The organism is Mesorhizobium sp. M0058 (genome assembly GCF_040323095.1).
GTDB lineage: Bacteria > Pseudomonadota > Alphaproteobacteria > Rhizobiales > Rhizobiaceae > Mesorhizobium.
Window position 1 is genome coordinate 214,272 of the sequence record NZ_JAMYUQ010000001.1, and the last position, 23,180, is coordinate 237,451.

Below are 23,180 nucleotides of genomic sequence, written 5' to 3' on the forward strand. Positions count from 1 at the left end.
CGGGCCACCCGGCTCGTCGGCCCTCGGACGTTTCCTTACCGGCTGCCGGCATCAAGTACCAGGCTCGAATCCGAAGCACCCTGGCGCTCGATCACAGGGATGCCAGCGCGCTGGACATGCGCTCCAGCCCTTGGCGCAACAGGGGACGCGGGCAGCCGACATTCAGGCGAATGAAGCCTTCGCCGCCAGGCCCATAGACGCGGCCGTCATAGAGATTAACCCCGGCCCGATCGACAAAGAATTTCTGAATTCCACCCACTCGGCCATCGAGCGCGCACGCGTCCAACCACACCAGAAACGATGCGTCGGGCCGCATGGGCGTGATGCCTGGAAGGTGTTCACCGGCGAACTCGCAAACCAGATCGATGTTGCCGGCGATGTAGCGCGTGAGTTGGTCGAGCCACGGCGCGCCGCTGCTGTAAGCAACCTCCAGGGCCAGGCGGCCGAAAAAGTTCGCATTCACCATGAATGACGCCTGCATTGCGGCAAGAAGCGCCTCGCGGCGCTTTTTGCTGGCTACCGAAATCGTTGCCGAAGGAACCCCGGCAAGATTGAAAGTCTTCGTTGGAGCGGTGCAGATGAACGATTTCTCCGCAGCATCTTCCGAGATGGAGGAGAAGACGATGTGGGGGCGATCCGACAACCTTATGTCGCAGTGAATGTCGTCCGATATGACCAGGATGCCATGGCGCTCGCAGACGTCGTTGAGCGCCGCCAATTCTTCGCGTGTCCAGGCCATTCCGGCAGGGTTGTGAGGATTGCACAGCAGGAATGCCTTGGCACCGCCGGCCGCCAGTTTCTCGAAATCCTCCAGATCAAGTTCATATCTGTTGTTCTGCAGCCTCAGCCGGTTCGTAAGCAGAACCCGCCCGTTTCCCTGAACAACTTCGAAATAGGGCGAGTACACGGGCGACTGCACAATGACGCCGTCACCGGGCTTGGTGAAGGTTCGCAGTATCGCAGCCACGGACGGCATGATCGCCGGCGCGGGAAGCAAGGTCTCCAGTTTCGGCGACCAGTTGTGCCGGTGCGCGAACCACGATTGCACGATCTCATAGTGGCGCGGATCGCGGCGTGTGTAGCCGTAAATGCCATGCTCCGCGGCCTCGCGCAGTCGCGCGATGACGGTTTCCGGAGCGCGGAAGTCCATATCCGCCGTCCACAGCGACAGCAGGTCCTGGCCCTCGACCTGGGGAGAGAACTCGTCCCACTGGTTGGCCCATTTGACAGATCCGAACTGCTGACGGTCGTGGATCTGGTCGAAATCTATTCCCGCGATATGTCGTTGCCCAAGCGCCGATGCGGGCGTGTCTGCACAAGCCATTTGATGGTCACCTTGCCGCGGGCATTGCTTGTGGCATCATCAGCGCCTCCTAGGATTTGTGGCCACGCGCCAATTGGCGCTCCATAGATTGCGAGTAACGCGACATGCCGAAGCAAAAGCTCCAGTAGACCAACCCCGCAAAGAGGTAGCCGGTTGATGAGATCGTCGGGCCTGCCCAGTTCGGATCGACGCGCGCCGTTTCAACGGCCTTCAGGAAATCCGCGATGCCGACGATGGCGACCAGAGTCGTGTCTTTGAACAGACCGATGAAGGTCGAGACGATGCTCGGTATGACGATCGTCAACGCCTGAGGGAGGACGATCAGGCGCATCATGTCGAAGTAGCCGATCCCGAGCGCCTTGGCCGCTTCGTGTTGGCCCTTCGGGATCGCCTGAAGGCCGGCTCTCACGACCTCGGCCATATAGACGGACGAGAACAACGCTATCGCGATGAGCGGGCGCAACAGTCGATCAGGCGTCAGATAATCCGGGACGAAGAGCGGCATCATGAAGTTCGCCATGAACAACACTGTGATAAACGGCACGCCGCGGACGACTTCGATGAACGTGACGCAAACCGTCTTGACGAAAGGGAGTTCCGACCTGCGTCCAAGCGCCAGGATAACCCCGATCGGAAGCGAGAAGACGATACCCACGATCGACATCAGCAACGTGATCAAGAGACCGCCCCAGAGCGTCGTATCGATGACAGGCAAATGAAGCCAGGCAACGCCGCGCACGAGAACGAACGCGGCCACGGGGTAGACGAGGAAGAACAGCAACGCCGCCACTTTGCGCCGCGGAGCCTTCGTCCACAGGAGCCAAACGATGAGGATGGCGCCGATCGCCTGCGCAAGGTCCACCCGCCACCGCTCGGAAACCGGATACGCGCCGTATCGCAGGTAGTCGAACTTCTCGGCGATGAAAGGCCAGCAAGCCCCCTGGCTGTTCGCACGGCAAGCTTCATGGCCGCCGCTCCAGACCGCGTTGAAGATCGCAAAGCTCAGGAAGTGATGCAGCAGCCACGTGGCGAGGAGGACAAAGCATATTGTCAGCGCGCCTGAAGACGGCGTCGAAAACAGGTTCTTTTTCATCCAGCTCACTGGACCCGGTCGAACGTCCGCGGGAGGCGCCATGGCTGGTATGAGCGCGCTGATCACAATTGGCGAACGCATGGACTGATCGCTCATCCGTCACCTTTCAACATTGCAAAATGTTGGTTGCACGCGTTCATGACCAACGACGTGGCAAGGGAGGTGACGAGATAGACCGACAGAGTAATCGCCATGACCTGGACGGCGGCTCCGGTCTGATTGAGCACCGTGCCGGCAAAGATCTGAACGAGGTCGGGATAGCCGATGAACACGGCAAGCGACGAGTTCTTGATGAGGTTGAGATACTGGCTTGTCAAAGGGGGAATGATGATTCGCAGCGCCTGGGGAACGACGACCAGACGAAGCGTCTTGCCCGGCGCCAGCCCCAACGCATGCGCAGCCTCGGTCTGGCCCTTTGGCACTGCCTGAATTCCACCTCGCACGATCTCGGCGATGTATGAACCGGTGTAGACCGACAGACCGATCAGGAGAGCGGCAAACTCCGGATAGAGCTGATGCCCGCCTTGAAAATTGAAACCCCGTAGCTGCGGGGCGACGAACGAGACCGGCTCGCCAGCCGCCAGGAACACGACCAGCGGAAATCCTATCAAGGTCGCCAGACTGACCAGAAGCACCGGCAGCTGCCTGCCCGTCCGTCTCTGGATGCTCCTGGCGCGAAACCAGAACGCAACGCAGCAGGAAATGGCCGCAACGAATGCCAGGCCCACCAGACCCGCTCCCGGATGCAAATGAATCTCCGGAACGATGAGGCCGCGATTGTTGAGGTAGATGCCGCCGGGAATGGCGATGGACGCCTTCGGCGAGGGCAACGGCTTGAGGACGGCGTTGTACCAGAACAGCAGCTGCAGCAATAACGGAACATTGCGCACAAGCTCGACATAGGCGGTCGCCACCTTCGAAACGATCCAGTTCGGCGACAGGCGGGCAACGCCGATGACGAAGCCAAGCAACGTCGCAAACAGGATTGCGAGGAGACTGACGTAGAGGGTGTTGACCACTCCCACCCAGAACGCCTGACCGTAGCTGGACAATGCATCGTACGGTATCAGGGTTTGATTGATGTCGAAGCCGGCAGACTCATTCCAAAAGTCGAATGAGAGCGGAATCCCCCGGACCCGCATATTCGATGCAGTCTGCATGCCGATGCCCAGCGCCAAGGCCAGCAGGCAGCCGGCGAGCAAGAGCTGGTAGAGGATGCCCCGCACCTTCGTATCGTGCAGCGACAACCTCCTGCGCGACGGCGCGGGAAGCGACAAATGGGACATGGGCTGTTCCTATCGGGTCCGTGCAAGGCGCTGACGGTAACACGCCAGCGCCTTGCAACCATGCCTTTGCCTAAAGCGCGTCGGGTTTGAACGGACTCAGGCGACGCGCTTTAGGGTCTTCGTTATGCATGTCGTTGTCTCAAAACCGGGGCCATTTTTGAGCGACATGCATTAGCGGATCGGCGGAGCGTACTGAACGCCGCCTTGGTTCCAGAGCGCGTTCATGCCACGCTCCATTTTCAGCGGCGAATCCTTGCCGACATTGCGTTCGAACACTTCGCCGTAATTGCCGACCTGCTTGATCACCTCGACCGGCCAGTTATCGCCGAGCCCGATGTCCTTGCCTATGCTGCCTTCCACGCCAAGCAGGCGGCGGATGCTGGGATTGTCAGACGATTTCATGGCATCGACGTTCTTGGAGGTGACCCCGTATTCCTCCGCGGCCACCATGACGTAGAGCGTCCACTTCGCCACATTGAACCACTGGTCGTCACCCTGCCGCACCGCCGGGCCAAGCGGCTCCTTGGAGATCAGCTCGGGAAGAACAATGCTGTCGTCCGGCTTGGCCATGCGAAGCCGCGACGCGTTCAAGGTGGAGGTGTCTGCGGACAAGACGTCGCAACGTCCCTCCTCATAAGCCTTCACGACAGCTTCCTCGTCTGCGAAACCAACCGTCGTGTACTTGATCGACTGCGAGCGAAAATAGTCGGCAAGGTTCAACTCGGTCGTGGTGCCCTGGGTGACGCATATCGATGCGCCGTCAAGTCCCTTGGCTGACGTGATATTGTCCGCCTTGCGCACCATGAACCCCTGGCCGTCATAGAAATACGTGCCGGCAAACAGTATGCCTAGCGACGTATCGCGGGACGATGTCCAGGTTGCGTTGTGGGCGAGAATGTCGATCTCTCCCGACTGCAAGGCGGTGAAGCGATCCTTTGGCGTCAATGGGATGAACTTGACCTTTTGCGCGTCCCCGAGCACGGCAGCGGCCACGGCGCGACAATAATCGACGACAAATCCGGTCCATTTGCCTTCATTGTCGGGAAGGCTGAAGCCAGCCGTGGCCGAATTCGTGCCACAGGTCAGCACGCCATTTTTCTTGACATTGTCGAGGGTTGCGGACCACGCCGAGGAGGCGGTGCACGCGATGGCGAGGGCAAGTAGGCCCTTGAACGTTGATCTCATTTCGGCATTCCCCTGTTATTGTTGAAGGGAATGTGCTCTCCAGCCCAAGTATTCGTCAAATCGATTGTTCTCATTGTGAAAATGAGCGCTGCTCATAGTTGCGAAGCACTCCCAGCTGAAAAGCGGTTGAGTGGTGAAGCAGCGCCCGCGACCTATTTTACGGCCGACCCCGGTGCTCCGAGGGTGCCTTGGTGTCTCTTGCTCCGCGATTCGTTGTAGATTCCCACGATGATTTCCCGGAGCCACCTGGTTCCCGGGTCATTCGCCATCTGGCGGTGAACAATAAGCCAGGCATTCACATTCGCTATCGGAAGGGGTGGCGGGACCAACGTCACCTCACTCCTCTCATCCAGCATTTGCAGGATGGCATCACCGCAATGGGTAATCAGTTCAGTGCCGCGAAGCGCCCAGGGCAGCACCGGATAGTTCGAGATGGTCGCAACGACATTGCGGCGAAGACCCATCTGTTTGAGGGCGGCATCCGCGAGGCCTTCCGCCAGGCCATCTGCGGAAATCTGGAGGTGGGAACTGGCCAGATAGGTTTCCAGCGTCATTGCGCTTCTGGCGATCTTGCTTCCGCTCCACACTGCGCAAAACAATCGGTCCTGGCCAAGCTCCACCTTCAAGAGACCTGGGTCGTCGCGTATCGCTGCTCCCCTCAGCGCGCAGTCAACTTGTCTCAGATAGACCGATGAACCGATTTCGGGTCCGTTTGCGGGAATGACGTTCAGCGTCGCGCCAGGAGCTTGCCTGGAAAATTCTCGAATGAGGCCCGGGATGAAAACCATGGCATGATAATCTGTAAGTCCAACGCGAAAGTTGCGCCGCGTCGTTGCTGGATTGAAGATCTGATGCCGGTCGATCGATGCGCGGATCGTTGCGAGTGCGGCGGAAATATTCGACAGCAGCTCAACTGCCCGGGGAGTCGGCCGCATCTCGCCGCCATCTCTGGTGAACAATTCATCCCGCAATAGATACCGAAGCTTCGACAGGGAGTGGCTTACAGCTGATTGTGTTCTGCCCAATTCGGTAGCCGCCCGCGTCACGCTCCTTTCCCGCATCATCACGTCAAAGACCCGCAATAGATTGAGGTCGATATCGTTATAATTCATGGAATTACCTCATCTGCGACCTGAGACCGCACCAGGCGGCACTAACGCGTTGGTTGCGACGGTGACAGATGGGGCACGAAGAGTGAAGACAGAGGTCCGGCTACGCCTTTGAAACTCTGGCGGTTGAACAGGTGACGGCGACCGCCGGATCGCTCCGCGGCATTTCTGCGCCTGGCTTGGCGAGCAAGCCGGCAATCCGCCATGAACCCAGGGCGAGCATGTGAAGTAAAGTCAGCCGCACCCGCTGGGATGGGAAATCGCAGCGGTTTCAATGGCTTGATAATGGCGGAGAGAGCGGGATTCGAACCCGCGTTACGGTCTCCCGTAAACACACTTTCCAGGCGTGCGCCTTCAACCACTCGGCCACCTCTCCGTCCTTGCATTCGCGCCCGGCCGGTTTTGCCACGCGGGTTGGGGAGATGCATCCCTTTGGGATTTGCGGGAAGACCCGCTTGATGGACACCGCCAACCAGCGGATGCCCTTCCCGGCGCCCGTCAATCAAACAGGCGCGGGGCTCATCTAGTCGATCCGGCGCCGAATGCCAAGCCATAACGGCAGTCTATTCGCTTTGCCGGCCATGCATCGTTTCGCGGGGCGTTGAACGGCTCCGCTTCTAAGGCGCTTCGGTTCTGAATGGTGTGCACGGGCAAGGCGGCAGGGCCGGCCGCGCTTGACTTCGCCCCTCGCCACCTGTCGAGTGCGGCGGAGGCTTTGCGGGGGCAACGTCCAGACATGACATCGAGCAATGAACAGCCGGCCAGCGGAACGCCGGCCGGAGGCATGCCAGGCGGGCTGACGCCCGCAGGGCGTCCGGACAGCGGGCTGTCCTTCGTGCCCGTGGTCTGGCTCCTCTTCGTCATGGCATGGTCGGTCTACTGGCTGGTCTCGGCGCGGTGGCTGTTCGAGAGTTCCGGCCTGCCGGACAGGGTCTTCTATTTCGTGCTTGGCGGACTGGCCTTCGACATCGTCACCATCGTGTGGGGGCTTTATCTGCTCGGCCTCGCCTTAAGCCGTTCCGCGCGCTTTCCGCGTCATTTCACCATCTGGCAGATCACCACCATCGCCTGGCGGCTGGCCGAGCAGGTCTATGCGCTGACCGTGCCCGATTTCACCGTCTCCGCCAGGGAGCTTGCGATCGCCGCCACCGAAATCGTCATCGGCCTGTTTTGCATTTACCTGCTGCGCCGCCGCGACGAGGCCAAGGCCTTTTATGCAAGGCCGGAAGCGCAGGCATCGTCAGCCTTTAGTTCGATCGTCGCCGCGCTGGCCGGCATCATCCTCGGCGCCGTCGTCGGCACTGTCGCCGGCTTCGCGCTTGGCGCGGGGATCGCCGAAGCCACCGACATCAGCTGTTTCGAAGGCGGCTGCGGCTACTTCGCGGTGTTCATCGGCCTTGCCGGGCTGGTGGTCGGGGCCATTGGCGGCGGCATCCTCGGCATCTGGCTCGTCCATCGGCGGAGCCGAAAGGTGGCCATATAGGCGGGCGATAGGCTTCAAATTCGCGTATGGCGATTGCGCGCCGGGCGTGCGCATTCTATTCCTTGCCTTTGACCGGAAGGTCCTCGGGAGGAACTTGAGGACCGGGGAAGATTTCGATGTTGCGTTTTTTGTTTCGCCTCGCGGCCATGATCGCACTCTCGGTCGCCGTCATCATGGCCGTGCTCGACGCGACGCGCTCGGTGGCGGCTTCCGCATTGGTCATGACGCCGCTGAATTCGAGCTGGCTGGCGGTTTCGCCCGACACCCGCGCGGGCTTCGAGACCTTCGTGCGCGCCAAGGTCAATCCGATGATATGGGATGGCGGCATCGCCTGGGTGCTTGCCCAGCCGGGGTTTGCCGTCTTCGCGGTGCTTGCCTTCATCCTCTATGCGATCGGCTACCGGCGCCGGCGGCGCGGCGGAGAATTCGCGCCGGGCTGATGGGTTGTCCCAGCGGACTTGCGACGACAACGCGGCAATCGTCCACAGCTGTCACCGCATTGGGCATGTTTTTCCAACGGGGGGCATGCTTTTCCAAAAGGTCAAAATTCCGCGTGAATTTTGTTTCGGGCCGTGCCAGATTGCCTTGAGCGGGAGGGGAGTACACTCCTGGCTGATGCCGCATGCCTGCCGGAGAACCGGGCAGGCGGGCGGCGCGTAACGGAAAAAAATAACCGACAGGGTGTGGATCACATGAAACGTATCGTTCTCGGCCTCCTGGCCGCAACCGCAATGGTTCTTCCGGCTTTCGCCGCGGATGTCCAGCCGGCCATCCTCTACGATCTCGGCGGCAAGTTCGACAAATCCTTCAACGAGGCTGCCTATCACGGCGCCGAAAAGTTCAAGACCGAGACCGGCACCGCCTATGTCGAGTTCGAAGTGTCGAACGCCTCGCAACGCGAGCAGGCGCTGCGCCGCTTCGCCGAGGACGGCCGCAACCCGATCGTCATGGCCGGCTTTGCCTGGGAGGATGCGCTGAAGGTGGTCGCGAAGGAATATCCCGATCTCAACTTCGCCATCATCGACGATGCCGTCGATATGCCCAATGTCCGTTCGCTTGTGTTCAAGGAAAACGAAGGCTCCTATCTCGTCGGCATCCTGGCGGCGATGGCCTCGAAGTCCAAGAAGGTCTCCTTCATCGGCGGCATGGACATTCCGCTGATCCGCAAGTTCGAATGCGGCTATGTCGGCGGCGCCAAGGCGGCCGGTGCGACCGACGTCATCCAGAACATGACCGGTGACACGCCCGCGGCGTGGAACGATCCGGCCAAGGGCGGCGAGATCGCCAAGACGCAGATCGACCAGGGCTCCGACGTGGTCTATGCCGCGGCCGGCGGCACCGGCGTCGGCGTGCTGCAAGCAGCGGCGGATGCCGGCAAGCTCGGCATCGGCGTCGATTCCAACCAGAACGGCCTGCAGCCCGGCAAGGTGCTGACCTCGATGCTGAAGCGCGTCGACGTGGCCGTCTACACCGCCTTCATGGACGGCAAGAACGGCACCTTCAAAGGCGGCCTGCAAAATCTCGGCCTCAAGGAAGGCGGCGTCGACTACGCCATGGACGACAACAACAAGGCGCTGGTCACCGACGAGATGAAGGCTGCCGTCGAAAAGGCCAAGGCCGACATCATCGCCGGCACGATCCAGGTGCACGACTACACCGCCGACAACGCCTGCCCGTATTGATTGGTAAGCGCTGAGGTTTGGAACCGCCGGGTGAAAGCCCGGCGGTTTTGTTTGAGGGCTTTAAAGGACGTTGAGGATTGGCGGAGGTCCCGGCGACGTCCGATCTCCCCCCTTGCGGGGGAGATGCCTGGCAAGGCAGAGGGGGGTGCTGTCCCTCGGCCTAACAGCCAATTACGGTTCATTCTGGAGCCATTCAAGGTTGGCGATCCTTCACACCCCCCTCTGGCCTGCCGGCCATCTCCCCCGCAAGGGGGGAGATCGGCAGTTCCGGCGTTGCGGGTCCTTCTTCGCAAGAATCCATATGCGATTGCCTTGGACGTCAGGGCAGAAGCGCACCGCCGGTCGACAACAAGCCCAAGAGATAACCCAGCGCAAACACCACCATCAGCGCAATGGCGATAGCGAAGCCGCGTCGGCCACCGAGCGAATGCACGCCGACGCCATAGGGCTTCCGCTCCAGTCTGCCGATCACCGGCTTCGCTTCGTCCTGGCCGACCACACGCATCTGCGGCAGTTCGGCGATGCGTTGCGAGATCAGCCGCCAGCGATCGCCGTCGCCCGAGGGCCGCCCCGTGCGGTCGAAGACATGCATGCGCTCGGCCAGCCGCATCACCGTGTCGCGGAAGGCGGGATCGATCTCCAGGTCGCGCTCGGCACGTTCGCGGTCGCGATCGTTCATCAGGCCAAGCACATAATCGCCCGCCCGCGCAACGCGATCGCTTTCACTGGCCAAAGGCTTCTCCTTGCTACCAGTGCGGCGGTTTGGTTATCGGCACGTCGGGTGCCGATTGTTCCTCCAGCGCCATGAAGCGCCCGGTCAGGGCATCGAGCTTGCGCTGCATGCGTTCGATCGCCGTCCACTGCTCGGCGATCTGGCCCGACAGTTCCTCGATGGTCTTTTCCTGCTCGGCGGCGCGGATTTCCAGCGTCGTCAGCCGGTCGACAGGCATGATCATTCGAAACTCCCCAGGTCCTGGTGCACGCAGTTGCAGCATGATGCGACTGTTGAGCCTTGCATATTAGTGAATGTGAAGGTCTGGGCCACGTTCGAAATTGACAAGCGCACCGGGATTTGTCGAGAGTGGCCACTGCGCCGCCAATTGGCACGGGTGGGGCATCATGCTAGGCGTTTTGACCAAGCGATAAAAAATAAGAGTGGGACAGGCTGCATGGCGCAAGCCGCAATCGAACTGATCGGCATCAACAAGAGTTTTGGCGCCGTTCGCGCCAATCGCGACATCAATCTGGAGATCGCACGCGGCACCATCCACGGCATCGTCGGCGAGAACGGCGCCGGCAAGTCGACGCTGATGTCGATCCTCTACGGCTTCTACCAGGCCGACAGCGGCGAGATCCGCGTCGGCGGCAAGCCGGCGTCGATCAAGACTTCCAACGACGCCATCGCGCTCGGCATCGGCATGGTGCACCAGCACTTCATGCTGGTCGACAATTTCACCGTGCTGGAAAACATCATCCTCGGCGCCGAAAGCGATGCGCTGTTGAAAAAGAGCATCGCCAAGGCGCGCTCCGAACTGGAGCGGCTCGAGCGCGAATACGGGCTGGAAGTCGATCCCGACGCCATCATCGAGGAATTGCCGGTCGGCCTGCAGCAGCGTGTCGAAATCCTGAAGGCGCTTTATCGCGGCGCCGAGATCCTGATTCTCGACGAGCCGACGGGCGTGTTGACGCCGGCCGAGGCCGACCATCTGTTCCGCATCCTCAGGCAATTGAAGGACCAGGGGAAAACGGTGGTGCTGATCACCCACAAGCTGCGCGAGATCATGGCCATCACCGACAATGTCTCGGTCATGCGCCAGGGCACGATGGTGGCGACGCGCGAGACCAGCAAGACGACAGTCGGCGAACTGGCCGAACTGATGGTCGGGCGGCGCGTGCTGCTGCGGGTCGAAAAGGGCGAGACGGAGGCCGGCGCGGTCAAGCTCGCAGTCAAGAACCTGACGGTGAAAGACCAGCGCGGCGTCACCATGGTCGACGACATCTCCTTCGATATCCGCGCCGGCGAGATCGTCGGCATTGCCGGTGTCGCCGGCAACGGCCAGTCCGAACTGCTCGAGGCGATTTCCGGCATCAGGCGCGCGGTTTCCGGCTCGGTGATGCTCGACGACAAGCCGATCGACCTGACCGGGGCCGCCGATCCCGGCGAGTTGCGCGACCGTGGGCTCGCCCATGTGCCGGAGGACCGCCATCATGTGGGCCTGGTGCTGGCCTTCGAGGAGAACGAGAATTCGATCCTCGGCTACCATGACGACCCGCGCTACCTCAAAGGGCCGTTCCTCAACATCGACGCCATCATGGCTGATGCCAAGGACAAGATCGAGAAATACGACATCCGTCCCGGCAATCCGCGTCTCAAGACGGCGAATTTCTCCGGCGGCAACCAGCAGAAGATCGTGCTGGCGCGAGAAATGGAGCAGGATCCCGGTGTTCTGATCGTCGGCCAGCCGACTCGCGGCGTCGATGTCGGCGCCATAGAATTCATCCACAAGCGGCTGATTGCCATGCGCGACCAGGGCAAGGCGGTGCTGGTGGTGTCGGTCGAACTCGACGAGATCCGTTCGCTGTCCGACCGCATCCTGGTGATGTTTGCCGGGCGCATCGTCGGCGAACGTGGCCCCGAGGCGACCGAAGGCGAGCTTGGCCTGCTGATGGCAGGCGTCGATCGCCAGGAGGCGGCAGAGTGAGCACGCCTTACGCCAAGCTGCCGGCCTGGGCCGATTATGGGCTGGTCCCGCTGATCAATCTGTCGGTGGCCTTCATCGTTGCCGGTTTCGTCGTCATGCTGGTCGGCGAAAACCCGTTTCGTGCCGCCGTCATCCTGGTCGAGGGCGCTTTCGGCAAGGGAACCGGCATTGCCTTCACGCTGTTCTATGCCACCACCTTCATCTTCACCGGCCTGTCAGTGGCGGTGGCCGCACATTGCGGCCTGTTCAACATCGGGACCGAGGGCCAGGCCTATATTGCCGGCCTTGGCGTGGGCGTGGTCTGCCTCGCCTTCGACACTGTGCTGCCGTGGTGGCTGACCTTTCCGCTGGCGATCGTCGCCGGAGCCGCCGTCGGTGCGCTGTGGGCGCTGATTCCGGCCTATCTGCAGGCCAAGCGCGGGTCGCACATCGTCATCACCACCATCATGTTCAACTTCATCGCGGCCTCGATCATGGTCTACCTCCTGGTTGGGCCGTTGAAGCCGGCGGCGTCGCAGGCGCCGCAGACGCGCAACTTCCTCGCCGGCGCCGAACTGCCCAAACTCAACTGGATCATCGAACTGTTCGGCGCCAAGATCCGCTCGGCGCCGTTCAACATCTGCTTCCTGCTGGCGCTGCTCATGGCATTCCTGGTCTGGCTGCTGATCTGGCGCACCAAGCTCGGCTACGAGATGCGCACCTATGGCCACAGCCCGAAAGCGGCGCGCTATGCCGGCATTTCGGAGACCCGCATCATCATCATCGCGATGATGATTTCGGGCGCGCTGGCCGGCATGATGACGCTGAACCCGGTGATGGGCGACCAGCACAATGTGGCGATCGATTTCGTCTCCGGCGCCGGCTTCGTCGGCATTGCCGTGGCGCTGATGGGCCGTCTGCATCCGGTCGGCATCGTGCTGGCGGCGATCCTGTTTGGCATGCTCTACCAGGGCGGCGCCGAACTTGCCTTCGAAATGCCGGCGATTTCCCGCGACATGATCGTCATCATCCAGGGCCTGGTCATCCTGTTTGCCGGTGCGCTGGAGCACATGTTCCGGCCCTACGTCCAGGCGCTGTTCGCCTCGTTCAGTCCAAGGTCGGTCGGCATCGAAGCGGTCAAAGGGAAGGGCGCCTGAGATGGACGTCTTCATCGCCATCGTGCAGATCCTGGACTCGACCATACGCCTGTCGGTGCCGCTGCTGCTCGCTTGCCTCGCCGGCCTCTATTCGGAACGCGCAGGCGTTTTCGACATCGGGCTGGAAGGCAAGATGCTGGTCGGCGCCTTTGCAGGTGCGGCCGCCGCTTCGGTCTTCCATTCGGCCTTCCTCGGTCTCGGCATGGCGATCGTGATGTCGGTCGCCTTTGCCCTGGTGCACGGCTTCGCCTCGATCACCCATCGCGGCAACCAGATCGTCTCCGGTGTGGCCATCAACTTCGTCGCCGCCGGCTCGACCATCATTCTGGGCCAGGCCTGGTTCCAGCAGGGCGGGCGAACGCCGGCGCTGCAGCCGGGCGAGCGTTTCGAGGCCATCACTCTGCCTGGTGCTGCCGCGATCCACGACCTGCCGATCATAGGGCCGATCTATTCCGAGCTGCTCTCTGGCCATTCGATCCTGGTCTATCTCGCTTTCGCCATGGTGCCGTTCACCTGGTGGGTGTTGTTTCGCACCCGCTTCGGCCTGCGCCTGCGCGCCGTCGGCGAGAACCCGGCCGCCGTCGACACCGCCGGCATCTCGGTCGCCTGGCTGCGCTACCGGGCCCTGATCTGCACCGGTGTGCTGACCGGCATTGCCGGCGCCTACCTCTCGATGGTGCAGAATGGCGGCTTCGTGAAGGACATGACCGCGGGCAAGGGGTACATCGCACTGGCGGCGCTGATCTTTGCCAAATGGCGACCGGTCAACGCTATGTTCGCCTGTCTTCTGTTCGGCTTCCTCGACGCGGCGGCGATCCGCCTACAGGGTTCGCCGCTGCCGTTGATCGGCAAGGTGCCGGTGCAGTTCATGCAGGCGCTGCCCTATGTGCTGACCGTGATCCTGCTTGCCGGCTTCATCGGCAAGGCGATCCCGCCGCGCGCCGGCGGCGTGCCTTATGTCAAGGAACGTTGATCCGGGCGCCCAGGAGCACTGTGTCGAACATGCGGCTGGTGCTCGAAAGGCGCCAGGAAAACGCAAATGGCCGGGTTTTGACCACGATCGTCGGAGAGAACACCTGAATGTCGCATGATCTGTTCGAAGCCGCGCAGGAGGCCATGGCCAAGGCCTACGCGCCCTATTCGAAGTTTCCGGTGGGTGCGGCGTTGCGCACCGAAGACGGCCGTGTCTTCACCGGCGCCAACATCGAGGTCGCGTCCTATCCGGAAGGCTGGTGCGCCGAGACCACGGCGCTCGGCCATTACATCATGGGCGGTGGCGGCAAGATTGTGGAAATCGCCGTCATTGCCTCACGCATGGCGAAATGCTCGCCCTGCGGCGGCTGCCGGCAAAGGCTGGCGGAATTCTGCCGGCCGGACACAAAGCTCTATCTTTGCGACAACACCGGCGTGGTCGAGACCGTGACCATGGGCGACATGCTGCCCTACGGGTTTCGTGGCGACATTTTGAAGTGAGAGTTGGCTGATATGAAGGAAGCTCTGGACCACCTCGTTGAAAGACTGGACGGGTTGGCGCCAACAACGGCGATGGTGCTGGGGTCGGGCCTTGGCGGGCTTGTCGACCAGGTCGAGAATGCCGTGCGCATCTCTTATGCCGACCTGCCGGGTTTCCCCCGCAGCGGGGTGACTGGCCATGCCGGCGAGGTGGTCGCGGGGCTTTTCGCCGGCACGCCGGTGCTGATGCTGTCCGGCCGCGCCCATTACTACGAGCACGGCGTTGCTGCTGCAATGCGGCCGGCGCTGGAGGTGCTTGCCGGCATCGGCATCACCAAGCTGATCCTTACCAATGCCGCCGGCTCGGTCGATCCCGACATGCTGCCAGGATCGGTGATGCTGATCACCGATCACATCAATTTCTCCGGCTCCAACCCGCTGATCGGCGAGCCGAGCGACCGCCGCTTCGTCGGCCTGACCGAAGCCTATGATGCCGGCTTGCGCGCGGCGATCGAACGGGCGGCGAAGGCGACAGGGACGGCGCTGCACAAGGGCGTCTATATGTGGTTTTCCGGTCCGTGTTTCGAAACCCCTGCTGAAATCCGCATGGCGCGCATCATGGGCGCCAATGCGGTAGGGATGTCGACCGTGCCGGAGGTCATTCTCGCCCGCTTCCTTGGGCTTCGCGTAGCCGCCTGTTCGGTGATCACCAATCTCGCCGCCGGGATGACCGGGGCGGAACTGTCGCACCAGGAGACCAAGGACATGGCGCCGATCGGCGGCGCACGGTTGGCGACGATCCTTGCGCATGTGTTCCAGGATGGGTTGCCGGAGCCGAAGGGCGACGCCTGATGCTTCCCCAGGAAATCATCCGCCGCAAGCGCGATGGCCAGAAACTGTCGGCGCAGGAGATTTCGGCCTTTGTCGCCGGCGTAACTTCGGGCAGCGTCTCGGACGGTCAGGTCGGCGCCTTTGCCATGGCGGTGTTCTTCAACGGCATGAACCGCGACGAGGCGGTGGCGCTGACGCTCGCCATGCGCGATTCCGGCGATGTGCTCGACTGGTCGGATCTGCCGGGTCCGGTCACCGACAAACATTCGACCGGCGGCGTCGGCGACAATGTCTCGCTGATGCTGGCGCCGATCGTCGCCGCTTGCGGCGCCTATGTGCCGATGATCTCCGGCAGGGGCCTTGGGCATACCGGCGGCACGCTGGACAAGATGGATGCCATCCCAGGCTATATCAGCCAGCCGGATATCGCGCGCTTCCGCAAGACGGTGCTCGAGACCGGCTGTGCCATCATCGGCCAGACCGCCGATCTCGCGCCCGCCGACCGTCGCCTCTATGCGATCCGCGATGTGACCGGAACGGTGGAATCGGTGCCGCTGATCACTGCCTCTATCCTGTCGAAGAAACTCGCGGCCGGCCTGCAGTCGCTGGTGCTCGACGTCAAGGTCGGCAATGGCGCCTTCATGGAGAAGTCGCGCGACGCGACAGCACTGGCCAACAGCCTGGTCGAGATCGCCAACGGCGCCGGCCTGAAGGCCTCGGCGCTGGTCACCGGCATGAACGAGCCGCTGGCGTCGGCTGCCGGCAACGCGGTCGAGGTGCGCAACGCCGTCGATTTCCTCACCGGGAGGCTCCGCGACAAGCGACTGGAGGATGTGACGCTGGCGCTGGCCGCCGAGATGCTGCAATCGGCAGGGCTGGCGTCGTCCAATCAGGACGGTCTCAGGCGCGCGGCCGAGACGCTAGCCGGCGGCCGCGCGGCGGCCGCCTTCGCACGTATGGTCGCAGCCCTTGGCGGTCCCGCCGATTTCGTCGAGAAGCCGGAAAAATATTTGCCGAAAGCGGCGGTGGAGTTTGCGGTCAAGGCGGCAGGCAACGGCTTTGCCACCGGCATTGCCACCCGCGATATCGGCCTTGCCGTGGTCGGGCTCGGTGGCGGGCGTACGCGGCCGGACGACAGGATCGACCATGCGGTCGGCATCACCAGGCTGCTGCCGCTCGGCGCCGAGGTGCGGACCGGCGAGCCGCTGGCGCTCGTCCACGCCCGCACGCAAGCGGAGGCCGAAGCGGCCGCAGCCGCCGTGCTTTCGGCCTATACGATCGGGGCGTCGAAACCAGCCGCCGACAAGACTGTCATCCGGCGCGTGCTGCCGCGCGGGTAGCGGAAGGCGCTACTGCACCAGCAACAGTGTGCCGTTTTCGACCTGGTATTTTGCCAGCCGCTGCAAAAAGCTCATGCCGATCAGGTTGGTGCGCAGCGCCTTGTCGTCGAGGACCACGGCCTGGATGTTGTCGACGCTGATCTTGCCGATCTGCAGGCGATCGATGTTGACCACGGCGGCCCTGATCGCGCCATTGGCGGTGTTGACCTGCTGGTTGAAGTCCGACGGGTTGAGCGAGATGCCGATGCGGCGCGCCGTCGAGGTGTTGATGGCGACCAAAGTGGCGCCGGTGTCGATCATGCCGTCGACCTGGCGGCCGTTGAGCTTGAAGGCGGAGGTGAAATGGCCGCGCTCGTCAGCCGCCACCAATACTTTGCGCCCAGTGGGCAGCGGTGCGGCCGGCTTGCCGGGAACCGAGGCCATGTTCAGTTCGGGCTGAGGCTGCGCGGACGGCTTGCCGGCGACGGTCGACTTCAACAGGTTGTCGAGAATCTGCGGATTCGACTGATAGACGATCGGGATCGATGCCGACGTTCCGGCGAACACGCCCAGAATGACAAGCTTGCGCAGCATGAATGGACCTTTGTGAAGGCCCATTCTTGCCCACGTATGGTGTGTGCCGCTTTAACGCCAACCCGAAACCGCGGCTTTGCGTAAACGGGCGGTAAACGACTGGATGTCAGCTGGCCTTGCCAGCCGCCGTCATTTGGTTCCGTACATGCGGTCGCCGGCATCGCCGAGGCCGGGCATGATGTAGCCCTTCTCGTTGAGCTGGCGGTCGATGGAAGCGGTAAAGACCGGGACATCCGGATGCGCCTTGGTGAAGCGCTCGATGCCTTCTGGCGCCGCCAGCAGGCAAAGGAAACGGATGTTGGTGGCTCCGCGCTCCTTCAGCTTGTCGATGGCCGCGATGGCCGAGTTCGCGGTCGCCAGCATCGGATCGACGACGATCACCAGCCGGTCGGCGAGATCGCTCGGCGCCTTGAAGAAATATTCCACCGCCTCCAGCGTTTCGTGATCGCGGTAGAGGCCGACATGCGCGACGCGGGCCGCCGGGACCAGGTCGAGCAGGCCTTCGAGCAGGCCATTGCCGGCGCGCAGCACCGAGGCGAAGACCAGCTTCTTGCCCTCCAGCGTCGGCGCTTCCATGGTTTCCATCGGCGTTTCGATGGTCGTCGTCGTCAGTTCGAGGTTGCGGGTGACCTCGTAGCCGAGCAGGAGCGAGATCTCGCGCAGCAGCCGCCGGAAACCAGCGGTCGACGTCTCCTTCTTGCGCATGATGGTGAGCTTGTGCTGGACAAGCGGGTGGTCGACGACGGTGACGCCCTGCATGGGTTGCTCCAGTGAATGGTGAATAGTGAATAGTGAATAGTGAGCAGGTTTGCGAGTCCCGATGGATCGATCATTGCCGTTGACAGGCCGAAGCGCCGGCAAACCAATCACCAATCACCAATCACCAGTCACCTCTTCGCATCGAGCCGGGCAAGCAGCGCGCTTTTCGTCTTCCTGTCGACGAAAGCCGCCTCGATCGCGGTTCGGGTGATGGCGGCCAGCGCCTTTTCGTTCATGGCGAAATGCTCGGCGGCGATGTCGTATTCGCGCTTCAGCGAAGTCCAGAAATAGGGCGGGTCGTCAGAATTCAGCGTCACCTTGCAGCCGGCTGCCTGCAGCGCAGGGAAAGGGTGATCGGCGAAACTGTCGTAGACCTTGAGCGCGATGTTGGAGCCGGGGCAGCATTCCAGCACGATGCCCTCATCGGCGATGCGCCGCACCAGATCGGGGTTTTCGATGGCGCGCACGCCATGGCCGATGCGCGACGGGCGGATATGGTCGAGTGCGGCCTGCACCGTCTCCCATCCGGTCAGCTCGCCGGCATGGATGGTGATGCCGAGGCCGGCTTCGCGGGCGATCTCGAAGGCCCTGACATAATCCTCCATCTCGCCCATGCGCTCGTCGCCGGCGACGCCGAAGCCGGTGACCAGCGGATTTCCGCAGCGCGCCGCAAAGCGCGCCGCCTGCTCGATCGACTCGACGCCGACATGGCGTACGCCGGTGACGATCATGCGGCCCTCGATGCCGGTCTTGGCTTTGGCGCGCAGCATGCCTTCGCCGAGCGCATCGGTATAGGCCTTGGGCGACAGGCCGGCCCTGACGGCATGGTCGGGCGAGGTGAAGACCTCGGAATAGATGGCGCCATCGCGGGCAAGGCTGGTCAGATAATGGTCGGCGAGGCGGGCATAATCCTCCTCGGTGCGGAACAGGTCGGCGGAAAAATCATAAGCCGCCAGGAACGAGGTGAAATCATGCCAGACGAAGGAGCCGTTCTGGATATAAAGCGAGGTGTCCTTGCCGTATTTCTGCGCCTGACGGATGACGAGTTCGGGCGCCGCTGCCCCCTCGATGTGGCAGTGCAGTTCTGCTTTCAAAGGCATGCAGTTATCCCGTCTCATCAGTCCAGGCCGTAAAGCCCACCACCTGGAAGCGCGGCCGAACACCGCGCCTTAAACAATAGCGCCCGCACCATCGATCGGCTATGGTCCCGCCGGTTTTATGACGGATCAAAATAATGTCAGTTGAGAGAACCACGGCCGCGGGCGGCATGGAAACCTCCTATGGTTTCAAGAAGGTAGGGCCAGGCGACAAGCAGCCTCTGGTCAATGAGGTTTTCCACAAGGTGGCGAACCGCTACGACCTGATGAACGACCTGATGTCGGCCGGGCTGCACCGGCTGTGGAAGGATGCCATGGTGACATGGCTCAATCCGGCGAAACGTCCGGGCTGGAAAGTGCTCGACGTGGCCGGCGGCACCGGCGACATCGCCTTCCGCATTGTAGACGCCAGCCATGGCAACACGCATGCCACGGTGCTCGACATCAACGGCTCGATGCTTAGCGTCGGCCGTGACCGTGCGGAGAAAAAGGGCCTGTCCGGCAACACCGATTTCGTCGAGGCCAATGCCGAGGAACTGCCTTTCACCGATAGCACCTTTGACGCCTACACCATCGCATTCGGCATCCGAAACGTGCCGCGCATCGATGTCGCGCTGACGGAAGCCTTTCGCGTGCTGAAGCCCGGCGGACGGTTCCTGTGCCTGGAGTTTTCCGAGGTCGAGATGCCGCTGCTGGACAAGGTCTACGAAGCCTGGTCGTTCAACGCCATTCCGCAGATCGGCAAGATGGTGACGGGCGAGGGCGAACCCTATTCCTACCTGGTCGAATCGATCCGCAAATTTCCCAATCAGCAGAACTTTGCTGCCATGATCACCCGCGCGGGCTTCGAGCGCGTGTCGTTCCGCAACTATTCCGGCGGCATTGCCGCCCTGCATTCGGGCTGGAAGCTTTGAGGCACCACAGTTTGCAGCAGCAGGGTAGGCGATGAGCAGCGTCGGCGCCGCCTTTCGGCTCGCACGGGCCGGCTGGGTGCTGGTTCGCGAAGGCGTGATCGCAGCATTGCCGGGCGACGAACTCGGCGGCCTGCCGAAATTCGGCTGGCGCATGGCCCGGCTCTTCACCCGCCGCCGCGCACTCGCTTATGAGCGCAGCGACCGGCTGGCCAAGGCGGTGGTCCGGCTCGGACCCTCCTACGTCAAGCTCGGCCAGTTCCTGGCGACGCGGCCCGATGTCGTCGGCAACGACATGGCGCTCGACCTCGCCATGCTGCAGGACAAGATGCACACTTTTTCGCAGGCGGAAGCGGTGGCGGCGATCGAGGGCTCGCTCGGGCGCAAGATCGGCGAACTCTATACGCAGTTCGGCGGGCCGGTCGCGGCGGCCTCCATCGCCCAGGTCCATCCCGCGCAGGCCATGCATGACGGTGTCGATACCAAGGTGGCGGTGAAGGTGATCCGGCCTGGCGTGCGCCGCCGCTTCTTTCAGGATCTCGAAAGCTATTTCCTCGCCGCCCGGCTGCAGGAGAAATACATCCCGTCGTCGCGCCGGCTGCGGCCCGTCGAGGTGACCGAGACGCTGGCGCAGACCACCAAGATCGAGATGGATCTGAGGCTCGAGGCGGCAGCGCTTTCGGAACTTGGTGAAAACACCAAGGATGACCCGGGCTTTCGCGTGCCGTCGGTCGACTGGGAGCGCACCGGGCGCGATGTGCTGACCATGGAATGGGTCGACGGCGTCAAGATGAACGACATCGCCGGCCTCGCTGCGGCGGGCCACGATCTGAAGGCGATCGCCACCAACCTGATCCAGTCGTTCCTGCGTCACACGCTGCGCGACGGCTTCTTCCATGCCGACATGCATCCAGGCAATCTGTTCGTCGAGGCCAATGGCAATATTGTCGCCGTCGATCTCGGCATTGCCGGACGGCTCGGCAAGAAGGAGCGCCGGTTCCTCGCCGAAATCCTCTACGGCTTCATCACGCGCGACTATCTGCGCGTCGCCGAGGTGCATTTCGAGGCCGGCTACGTGCCGCGCCAGCACAATGTCGCGGCTTTCGCGCAGGCCATTCGCGCCATCGGCGAGCCGATCCATGGCCAGCCGGCTGAAACCATCTCGATGGCGAAGCTTCTCACGCTGCTGTTCGAGGTCACCGAACTGTTCGATATGGCCACGCGGTCGGAACTGATCCTGTTGCAGAAGACCATGGTGGTGGTCGAAGGCGTCGCACGCACGCTCGACCCGGCCTTCAACATGTGGAAGACGGCCGAGCCGGTGGTCGGCCAGTGGATCGCCGGCAATCTCGGGCCGAGCGGCCTGCTGATGGACGCGCGCGACGGCGCCAAGGCGCTGCTGGCGCTGGCCCGCCAGGCGCCCGATCTTGCCGCCCGCACCGAGCGGCTGTCGCGCGAGATCGATTTTATGGCGGAGCACGGCCTCCGCTTCGACGAGGCGACATCGCGCGCCATCGGCAAGGCCGAAGCCCGTTACACCCGCTCGGGCCGGCTGGCGCTGTGGGTGATCGCGCTGACGCTGGTTTACATCGCGTGGAAGCTGCTTTGATCGCTTGCAACGCTAGCAACGGTGGTGCTAGCGTTGCAGTCGCGCTATTGATGTCGCGGAGCAAGTCATGGGCACCATTACTGTCCGCAATCTAGCTGACGACGTGAAGCAGAAATTGCGTGAGCGCGCTGCGGCGCGCGGGGTGTCGATGGAGGAAGAGGCGCGTGATGCGCTTGCCAAAAGCGTGCTGTCGGCGGAAGCCGGCATGCCCGAGAGCGAAACCCTCTATGCAACAATCCGCCGCTTGGTTGAGCCTCATGGAGGTTTTGACATCGATCTGCCCGAGCGAGGTCAATCCACAAAAACGCACAAAACCCTCGACGGCAAGCGCATCCTGCTGATCATCGGCGGCGGCATCGCCGCCTACAAGGCGCTGGACCTGATCCGCCGGCTGCGCGAGCGCGGTGCGGCGGTGCGCGTCGTGATGACATCGGCGGCGCAGGAGTTCGTCACCACGCTTTCGGTCGGCGCGCTTTCGGCCGACCATGTCTTCAGCGAATTGTTCGACCGCAATGACGAGCACGATGTCGGCCATATCCGCCTGTCGCGCGAGGCCGACCTTCTGGTAGTGGCGCCGGCCACTGCCGATCTGATGGCCAAGCTCGCCAACGGCCATGCCAACGATCTGGCCTCGACGGTGCTGCTCGCCACCGACAAGAAGGTGCTGATGGCGCCGGCGATGAACCCGAAAATGTGGTCGCATGCCGCGACGAGCCGCAACCGGGCGACGCTCGCCAAGGATGGCATCGCCTTCGTCGGCCCGGCCAAGGGCGAGATGGCGGAAAGCAACGAGGCGGGCGAGGGCCGCATGGCCGAGCCGCTGGAGATCGTGGCAGTGATCGAGGCACTGCTCGACAGCAGGCCGAAGCCGCTGGCCGGCCGCAGGATCATCGTCACCTCGGGGCCGACGCATGAGCCGATCGACCCGGTGCGCTACATCGCCAACCGCTCTTCGGGCAAGCAGGGCCATGCGATTGCGGCAGCGCTGGCAAGACTGGGCGCGGATGTACGCCTGGTCTCCGGTCCGGTTGGCATTGCCGATCCGGCCGGCGTTGTGACGACGCATGTGGAGACCGCGGCCGAGATGAAAGCGGCCGTCGAACAGTTGTTGCCGGCGGACGCCGCGGTCTTCGTAGCTGCCGTCGCCGACTGGCGCACCGCTGGCACGGCCGGCGAGAAGATCAAGAAGGTGGCGGGCCAAGGCCCACCGGCGCTGCAAATGGTCGAAAACCCCGACATTCTCGCCAGCGTCGGTCATCACGGGCAACGCCCGGGGCTGGTTGTCGGCTTCGCCGCCGAGACGCAGGACCTGATTGCCAATGCCGAGGCCAAGCTGAAGAAGAAGGGCGCCGATTTCATTGTCGCCAACGATGTCTCGCATGAAAGCGGCGTCGGCCCCACCGGCGTCATGGGCGGCGACCGCAACAAGGTGCGCATCGTCTCGAAGGACGGCGTCGAGGAATGGCCTGAGATGGGCAAGGACGAGGTGGCGGCGCGGCTCGCCGCGCTCATCGCCGAGCGTTTGCAAGCCTGAGCGGCCGCCGGTTCCGCAATCGGGCAGGCCATGGTCTTGCAGGCAGCCTTGTGGCCGAGGGCATTTGACGCCGA

22 protein-coding genes and 1 tRNA gene are annotated in these 23,180 nt (G+C 62.8%); 12 read left to right on the forward strand and 11 right to left on the reverse strand.

Translation table 11 applies throughout. From position 1 onward, the window contains the following. Positions 1 to 91 precede the first annotated feature (91 nt). The 6 genes from NKJ75_RS01120 to NKJ75_RS01145 form a co-directional block, all read right to left on the reverse strand. Positions 92 to 1,324, reverse strand: coding sequence for a MalY/PatB family protein (locus NKJ75_RS01120; RefSeq protein WP_352499049.1), 1,233 nt, complete (start codon positions 1,322 to 1,324; stop codon positions 92 to 94). A 49-nt stretch (positions 1,325 to 1,373) separates the two neighbouring features. Next, positions 1,374 to 2,498 (reverse strand): amino acid ABC transporter permease, encoded by a 1,125-nt coding sequence (locus tag NKJ75_RS01125; protein WP_502903824.1) that lies wholly within the window; start codon positions 2,496 to 2,498, stop codon positions 1,374 to 1,376. A gap of 11 nt (positions 2,499 to 2,509) precedes the next feature. Beyond that, positions 2,510 to 3,703: an amino acid ABC transporter permease gene (locus tag NKJ75_RS01130; RefSeq protein ID WP_352499051.1), complete on the reverse strand. Its 1,194-nt coding sequence runs from the start codon at positions 3,701 to 3,703 to the stop codon at positions 2,510 to 2,512. A gap of 171 nt (positions 3,704 to 3,874) precedes the next feature. Continuing rightward, positions 3,875 to 4,888, reverse strand: a complete 1,014-nt coding sequence (locus NKJ75_RS01135) for an amino acid ABC transporter substrate-binding protein (RefSeq protein WP_023735055.1) — start codon at positions 4,886 to 4,888, stop codon at positions 3,875 to 3,877. Between the two features lie 152 nt (positions 4,889 to 5,040). Further along, on the reverse strand, positions 5,041 to 6,000 hold the full coding sequence (locus NKJ75_RS01140; protein WP_352499052.1) for a LysR family transcriptional regulator: 960 nt from the start codon (positions 5,998 to 6,000) through the stop codon (positions 5,041 to 5,043). Positions 6,001 to 6,283: 283 nt separating this feature from the next. Then, a tRNA-Ser gene (locus NKJ75_RS01145) sits at positions 6,284 to 6,373 on the reverse strand. Between the two features lie 360 nt (positions 6,374 to 6,733). Between NKJ75_RS01145 and NKJ75_RS01150 the strand changes: the two genes are divergently transcribed. The 3 genes from NKJ75_RS01150 to NKJ75_RS01160 all read left to right on the forward strand — a co-directional run bounded on the left by NKJ75_RS01150 (position 6,734) and on the right by NKJ75_RS01160 (position 9,162). Beyond that, positions 6,734 to 7,480: a hypothetical protein gene (locus NKJ75_RS01150; protein ID WP_352499053.1), complete on the forward strand. Its 747-nt coding sequence runs from the start codon at positions 6,734 to 6,736 to the stop codon at positions 7,478 to 7,480. A gap of 116 nt (positions 7,481 to 7,596) precedes the next feature. After that, positions 7,597 to 7,920: a hypothetical protein gene (locus NKJ75_RS01155; protein WP_352499054.1), complete on the forward strand. Its 324-nt coding sequence runs from the start codon at positions 7,597 to 7,599 to the stop codon at positions 7,918 to 7,920. 252 nt (positions 7,921 to 8,172) lie between these two features. Next, positions 8,173 to 9,162, forward strand: a complete 990-nt coding sequence (locus NKJ75_RS01160) for a BMP family lipoprotein (protein ID WP_023683177.1) — start codon at positions 8,173 to 8,175, stop codon at positions 9,160 to 9,162. Positions 9,163 to 9,481: 319 nt separating this feature from the next. Here NKJ75_RS01160 and NKJ75_RS01165 read toward each other — a convergent pair whose 3' ends face one another. Both NKJ75_RS01165 and NKJ75_RS01170 read right to left on the reverse strand, forming a co-directional pair. Next, the gene (locus NKJ75_RS01165) at positions 9,482 to 9,895 is read right to left on the reverse strand and encodes a hypothetical protein (protein ID WP_352499055.1); all 414 of its coding nucleotides are present in this window, start codon (positions 9,893 to 9,895) and stop codon (positions 9,482 to 9,484) included. 13 nt (positions 9,896 to 9,908) lie between these two features. Further along, a complete protein-coding gene (locus tag NKJ75_RS01170) occupies positions 9,909 to 10,115 on the reverse strand; it encodes a SlyX family protein (RefSeq protein WP_196813821.1) in 207 nt (68 codons plus the stop codon). A 216-nt stretch (positions 10,116 to 10,331) separates the two neighbouring features. Here NKJ75_RS01170 and NKJ75_RS01175 point away from each other — a divergent pair, with 216 nt between their 5' ends. The 6 genes from NKJ75_RS01175 to deoA all read left to right on the forward strand — a co-directional run bounded on the left by NKJ75_RS01175 (position 10,332) and on the right by deoA (position 16,623). Then, positions 10,332 to 11,864, forward strand: coding sequence for an ABC transporter ATP-binding protein (locus NKJ75_RS01175; protein ID WP_023747100.1), 1,533 nt, complete (start codon positions 10,332 to 10,334; stop codon positions 11,862 to 11,864). After that, on the forward strand, positions 11,861 to 13,000 hold the full coding sequence (locus tag NKJ75_RS01180) for an ABC transporter permease (protein ID WP_023747101.1): 1,140 nt from the start codon (positions 11,861 to 11,863) through the stop codon (positions 12,998 to 13,000). Before NKJ75_RS01175 ends, NKJ75_RS01180 begins: the two co-directional genes overlap by 4 nt. Position 13,001: 1 nt before the next feature. Continuing rightward, the gene (locus tag NKJ75_RS01185; protein ID WP_352499056.1) at positions 13,002 to 13,973 is read left to right on the forward strand and encodes an ABC transporter permease; all 972 of its coding nucleotides are present in this window, start codon (positions 13,002 to 13,004) and stop codon (positions 13,971 to 13,973) included. Positions 13,974 to 14,080: 107 nt separating this feature from the next. Continuing rightward, on the forward strand, positions 14,081 to 14,473 hold the full coding sequence (gene cdd, locus NKJ75_RS01190; protein ID WP_023683183.1) for a cytidine deaminase: 393 nt from the start codon (positions 14,081 to 14,083) through the stop codon (positions 14,471 to 14,473). Positions 14,474 to 14,485: 12 nt separating this feature from the next. Continuing rightward, positions 14,486 to 15,304 carry a purine-nucleoside phosphorylase gene (locus NKJ75_RS01195; protein ID WP_023700989.1) on the forward strand — a complete coding sequence of 273 codons (819 nt, stop codon included), beginning with the start codon at positions 14,486 to 14,488 and terminating at the stop codon, positions 15,302 to 15,304. Continuing rightward, on the forward strand, positions 15,304 to 16,623 hold the full coding sequence (gene deoA, locus NKJ75_RS01200; RefSeq protein WP_023710907.1) for a thymidine phosphorylase: 1,320 nt from the start codon (positions 15,304 to 15,306) through the stop codon (positions 16,621 to 16,623). The genes NKJ75_RS01195 and deoA overlap by 1 nt, the downstream gene beginning before the upstream one ends. A 9-nt stretch (positions 16,624 to 16,632) precedes the next feature. Here deoA and NKJ75_RS01205 read toward each other — a convergent pair whose 3' ends face one another. The 3 genes from NKJ75_RS01205 to NKJ75_RS01215 form a co-directional block, all read right to left on the reverse strand. Continuing rightward, positions 16,633 to 17,196, reverse strand: a complete 564-nt coding sequence (locus NKJ75_RS01205; RefSeq protein WP_023747102.1) for a TIGR02281 family clan AA aspartic protease — start codon at positions 17,194 to 17,196, stop codon at positions 16,633 to 16,635. 129 nt (positions 17,197 to 17,325) lie between these two features. Then, positions 17,326 to 17,955, reverse strand: coding sequence for a uracil phosphoribosyltransferase (upp, locus tag NKJ75_RS01210; protein WP_023671129.1), 630 nt, complete (start codon positions 17,953 to 17,955; stop codon positions 17,326 to 17,328). Between the two features lie 128 nt (positions 17,956 to 18,083). After that, positions 18,084 to 19,055 (reverse strand): adenosine deaminase, encoded by a 972-nt coding sequence (locus tag NKJ75_RS01215; RefSeq protein WP_023695615.1) that lies wholly within the window; start codon positions 19,053 to 19,055, stop codon positions 18,084 to 18,086. A 134-nt stretch (positions 19,056 to 19,189) separates the two neighbouring features. Here NKJ75_RS01215 and ubiE point away from each other — a divergent pair, with 134 nt between their 5' ends. The 3 genes from ubiE (at position 19,190) to coaBC (ending at position 23,106) form a co-directional block, all read left to right on the forward strand. After that, positions 19,190 to 19,966, forward strand: a complete 777-nt coding sequence (gene ubiE / locus NKJ75_RS01220) for a bifunctional demethylmenaquinone methyltransferase/2-methoxy-6-polyprenyl-1,4-benzoquinol methylase UbiE (protein WP_023695616.1) — start codon at positions 19,190 to 19,192, stop codon at positions 19,964 to 19,966. A gap of 31 nt (positions 19,967 to 19,997) precedes the next feature. Beyond that, on the forward strand, positions 19,998 to 21,572 hold the full coding sequence (ubiB, locus tag NKJ75_RS01225; RefSeq protein WP_023671132.1) for a 2-polyprenylphenol 6-hydroxylase: 1,575 nt from the start codon (positions 19,998 to 20,000) through the stop codon (positions 21,570 to 21,572). Between the two features lie 67 nt (positions 21,573 to 21,639). After that, positions 21,640 to 23,106 (forward strand): bifunctional phosphopantothenoylcysteine decarboxylase/phosphopantothenate--cysteine ligase CoaBC, encoded by a 1,467-nt coding sequence (gene coaBC, locus NKJ75_RS01230; RefSeq protein WP_023744160.1) that lies wholly within the window; start codon positions 21,640 to 21,642, stop codon positions 23,104 to 23,106. Positions 23,107 to 23,180: the final 74 nt, after the last annotated feature.

Excerpts from the sequence above, each read along its gene's own strand:
- cdd (WP_023683183.1), top strand. The coding sequence starts at position 14,081 with ATGTCGCATGATCTGTTCGAAGCCGCGCAGGAGGCCATGGCCAAGGCC.
- NKJ75_RS01135 (WP_023735055.1), bottom strand. The coding sequence starts at position 4,888 with ATGAGATCAACGTTCAAGGGCCTACTTGCCCTCGCCATCGCGTGCACC.
- NKJ75_RS01195 (WP_023700989.1), top strand. The coding sequence starts at position 14,486 with ATGAAGGAAGCTCTGGACCACCTCGTTGAAAGACTGGACGGGTTGGCG.
- NKJ75_RS01205 (WP_023747102.1), bottom strand. The coding sequence starts at position 17,196 with ATGCTGCGCAAGCTTGTCATTCTGGGCGTGTTCGCCGGAACGTCGGCA.
- NKJ75_RS01155 (WP_352499054.1), top strand. The coding sequence starts at position 7,597 with ATGTTGCGTTTTTTGTTTCGCCTCGCGGCCATGATCGCACTCTCGGTC.
- NKJ75_RS01120 (WP_352499049.1), bottom strand. The coding sequence starts at position 1,324 with ATGGCTTGTGCAGACACGCCCGCATCGGCGCTTGGGCAACGACATATC.
- NKJ75_RS01175 (WP_023747100.1), top strand. The coding sequence starts at position 10,332 with ATGGCGCAAGCCGCAATCGAACTGATCGGCATCAACAAGAGTTTTGGC.
- NKJ75_RS01125 (WP_502903824.1), bottom strand. The coding sequence starts at position 2,498 with ATGCGTTCGCCAATTGTGATCAGCGCGCTCATACCAGCCATGGCGCCT.
- NKJ75_RS01130 (WP_352499051.1), bottom strand. The coding sequence starts at position 3,703 with ATGTCCCATTTGTCGCTTCCCGCGCCGTCGCGCAGGAGGTTGTCGCTG.
- NKJ75_RS01140 (WP_352499052.1), bottom strand. The coding sequence starts at position 6,000 with ATGAATTATAACGATATCGACCTCAATCTATTGCGGGTCTTTGACGTG.
- NKJ75_RS01185 (WP_352499056.1), top strand. The coding sequence starts at position 13,002 with ATGGACGTCTTCATCGCCATCGTGCAGATCCTGGACTCGACCATACGC.
- deoA (WP_023710907.1), top strand. The coding sequence starts at position 15,304 with ATGCTTCCCCAGGAAATCATCCGCCGCAAGCGCGATGGCCAGAAACTG.
- NKJ75_RS01215 (WP_023695615.1), bottom strand. The coding sequence starts at position 19,055 with ATGCCTTTGAAAGCAGAACTGCACTGCCACATCGAGGGGGCAGCGGCG.
- coaBC (WP_023744160.1), top strand. The coding sequence starts at position 21,640 with ATGGGCACCATTACTGTCCGCAATCTAGCTGACGACGTGAAGCAGAAA.
- ubiB (WP_023671132.1), top strand. The coding sequence starts at position 19,998 with ATGAGCAGCGTCGGCGCCGCCTTTCGGCTCGCACGGGCCGGCTGGGTG.
- upp (WP_023671129.1), bottom strand. The coding sequence starts at position 17,955 with ATGCAGGGCGTCACCGTCGTCGACCACCCGCTTGTCCAGCACAAGCTC.
- NKJ75_RS01160 (WP_023683177.1), top strand. The coding sequence starts at position 8,173 with ATGAAACGTATCGTTCTCGGCCTCCTGGCCGCAACCGCAATGGTTCTT.
- ubiE (WP_023695616.1), top strand. The coding sequence starts at position 19,190 with ATGTCAGTTGAGAGAACCACGGCCGCGGGCGGCATGGAAACCTCCTAT.
- NKJ75_RS01150 (WP_352499053.1), top strand. The coding sequence starts at position 6,734 with ATGACATCGAGCAATGAACAGCCGGCCAGCGGAACGCCGGCCGGAGGC.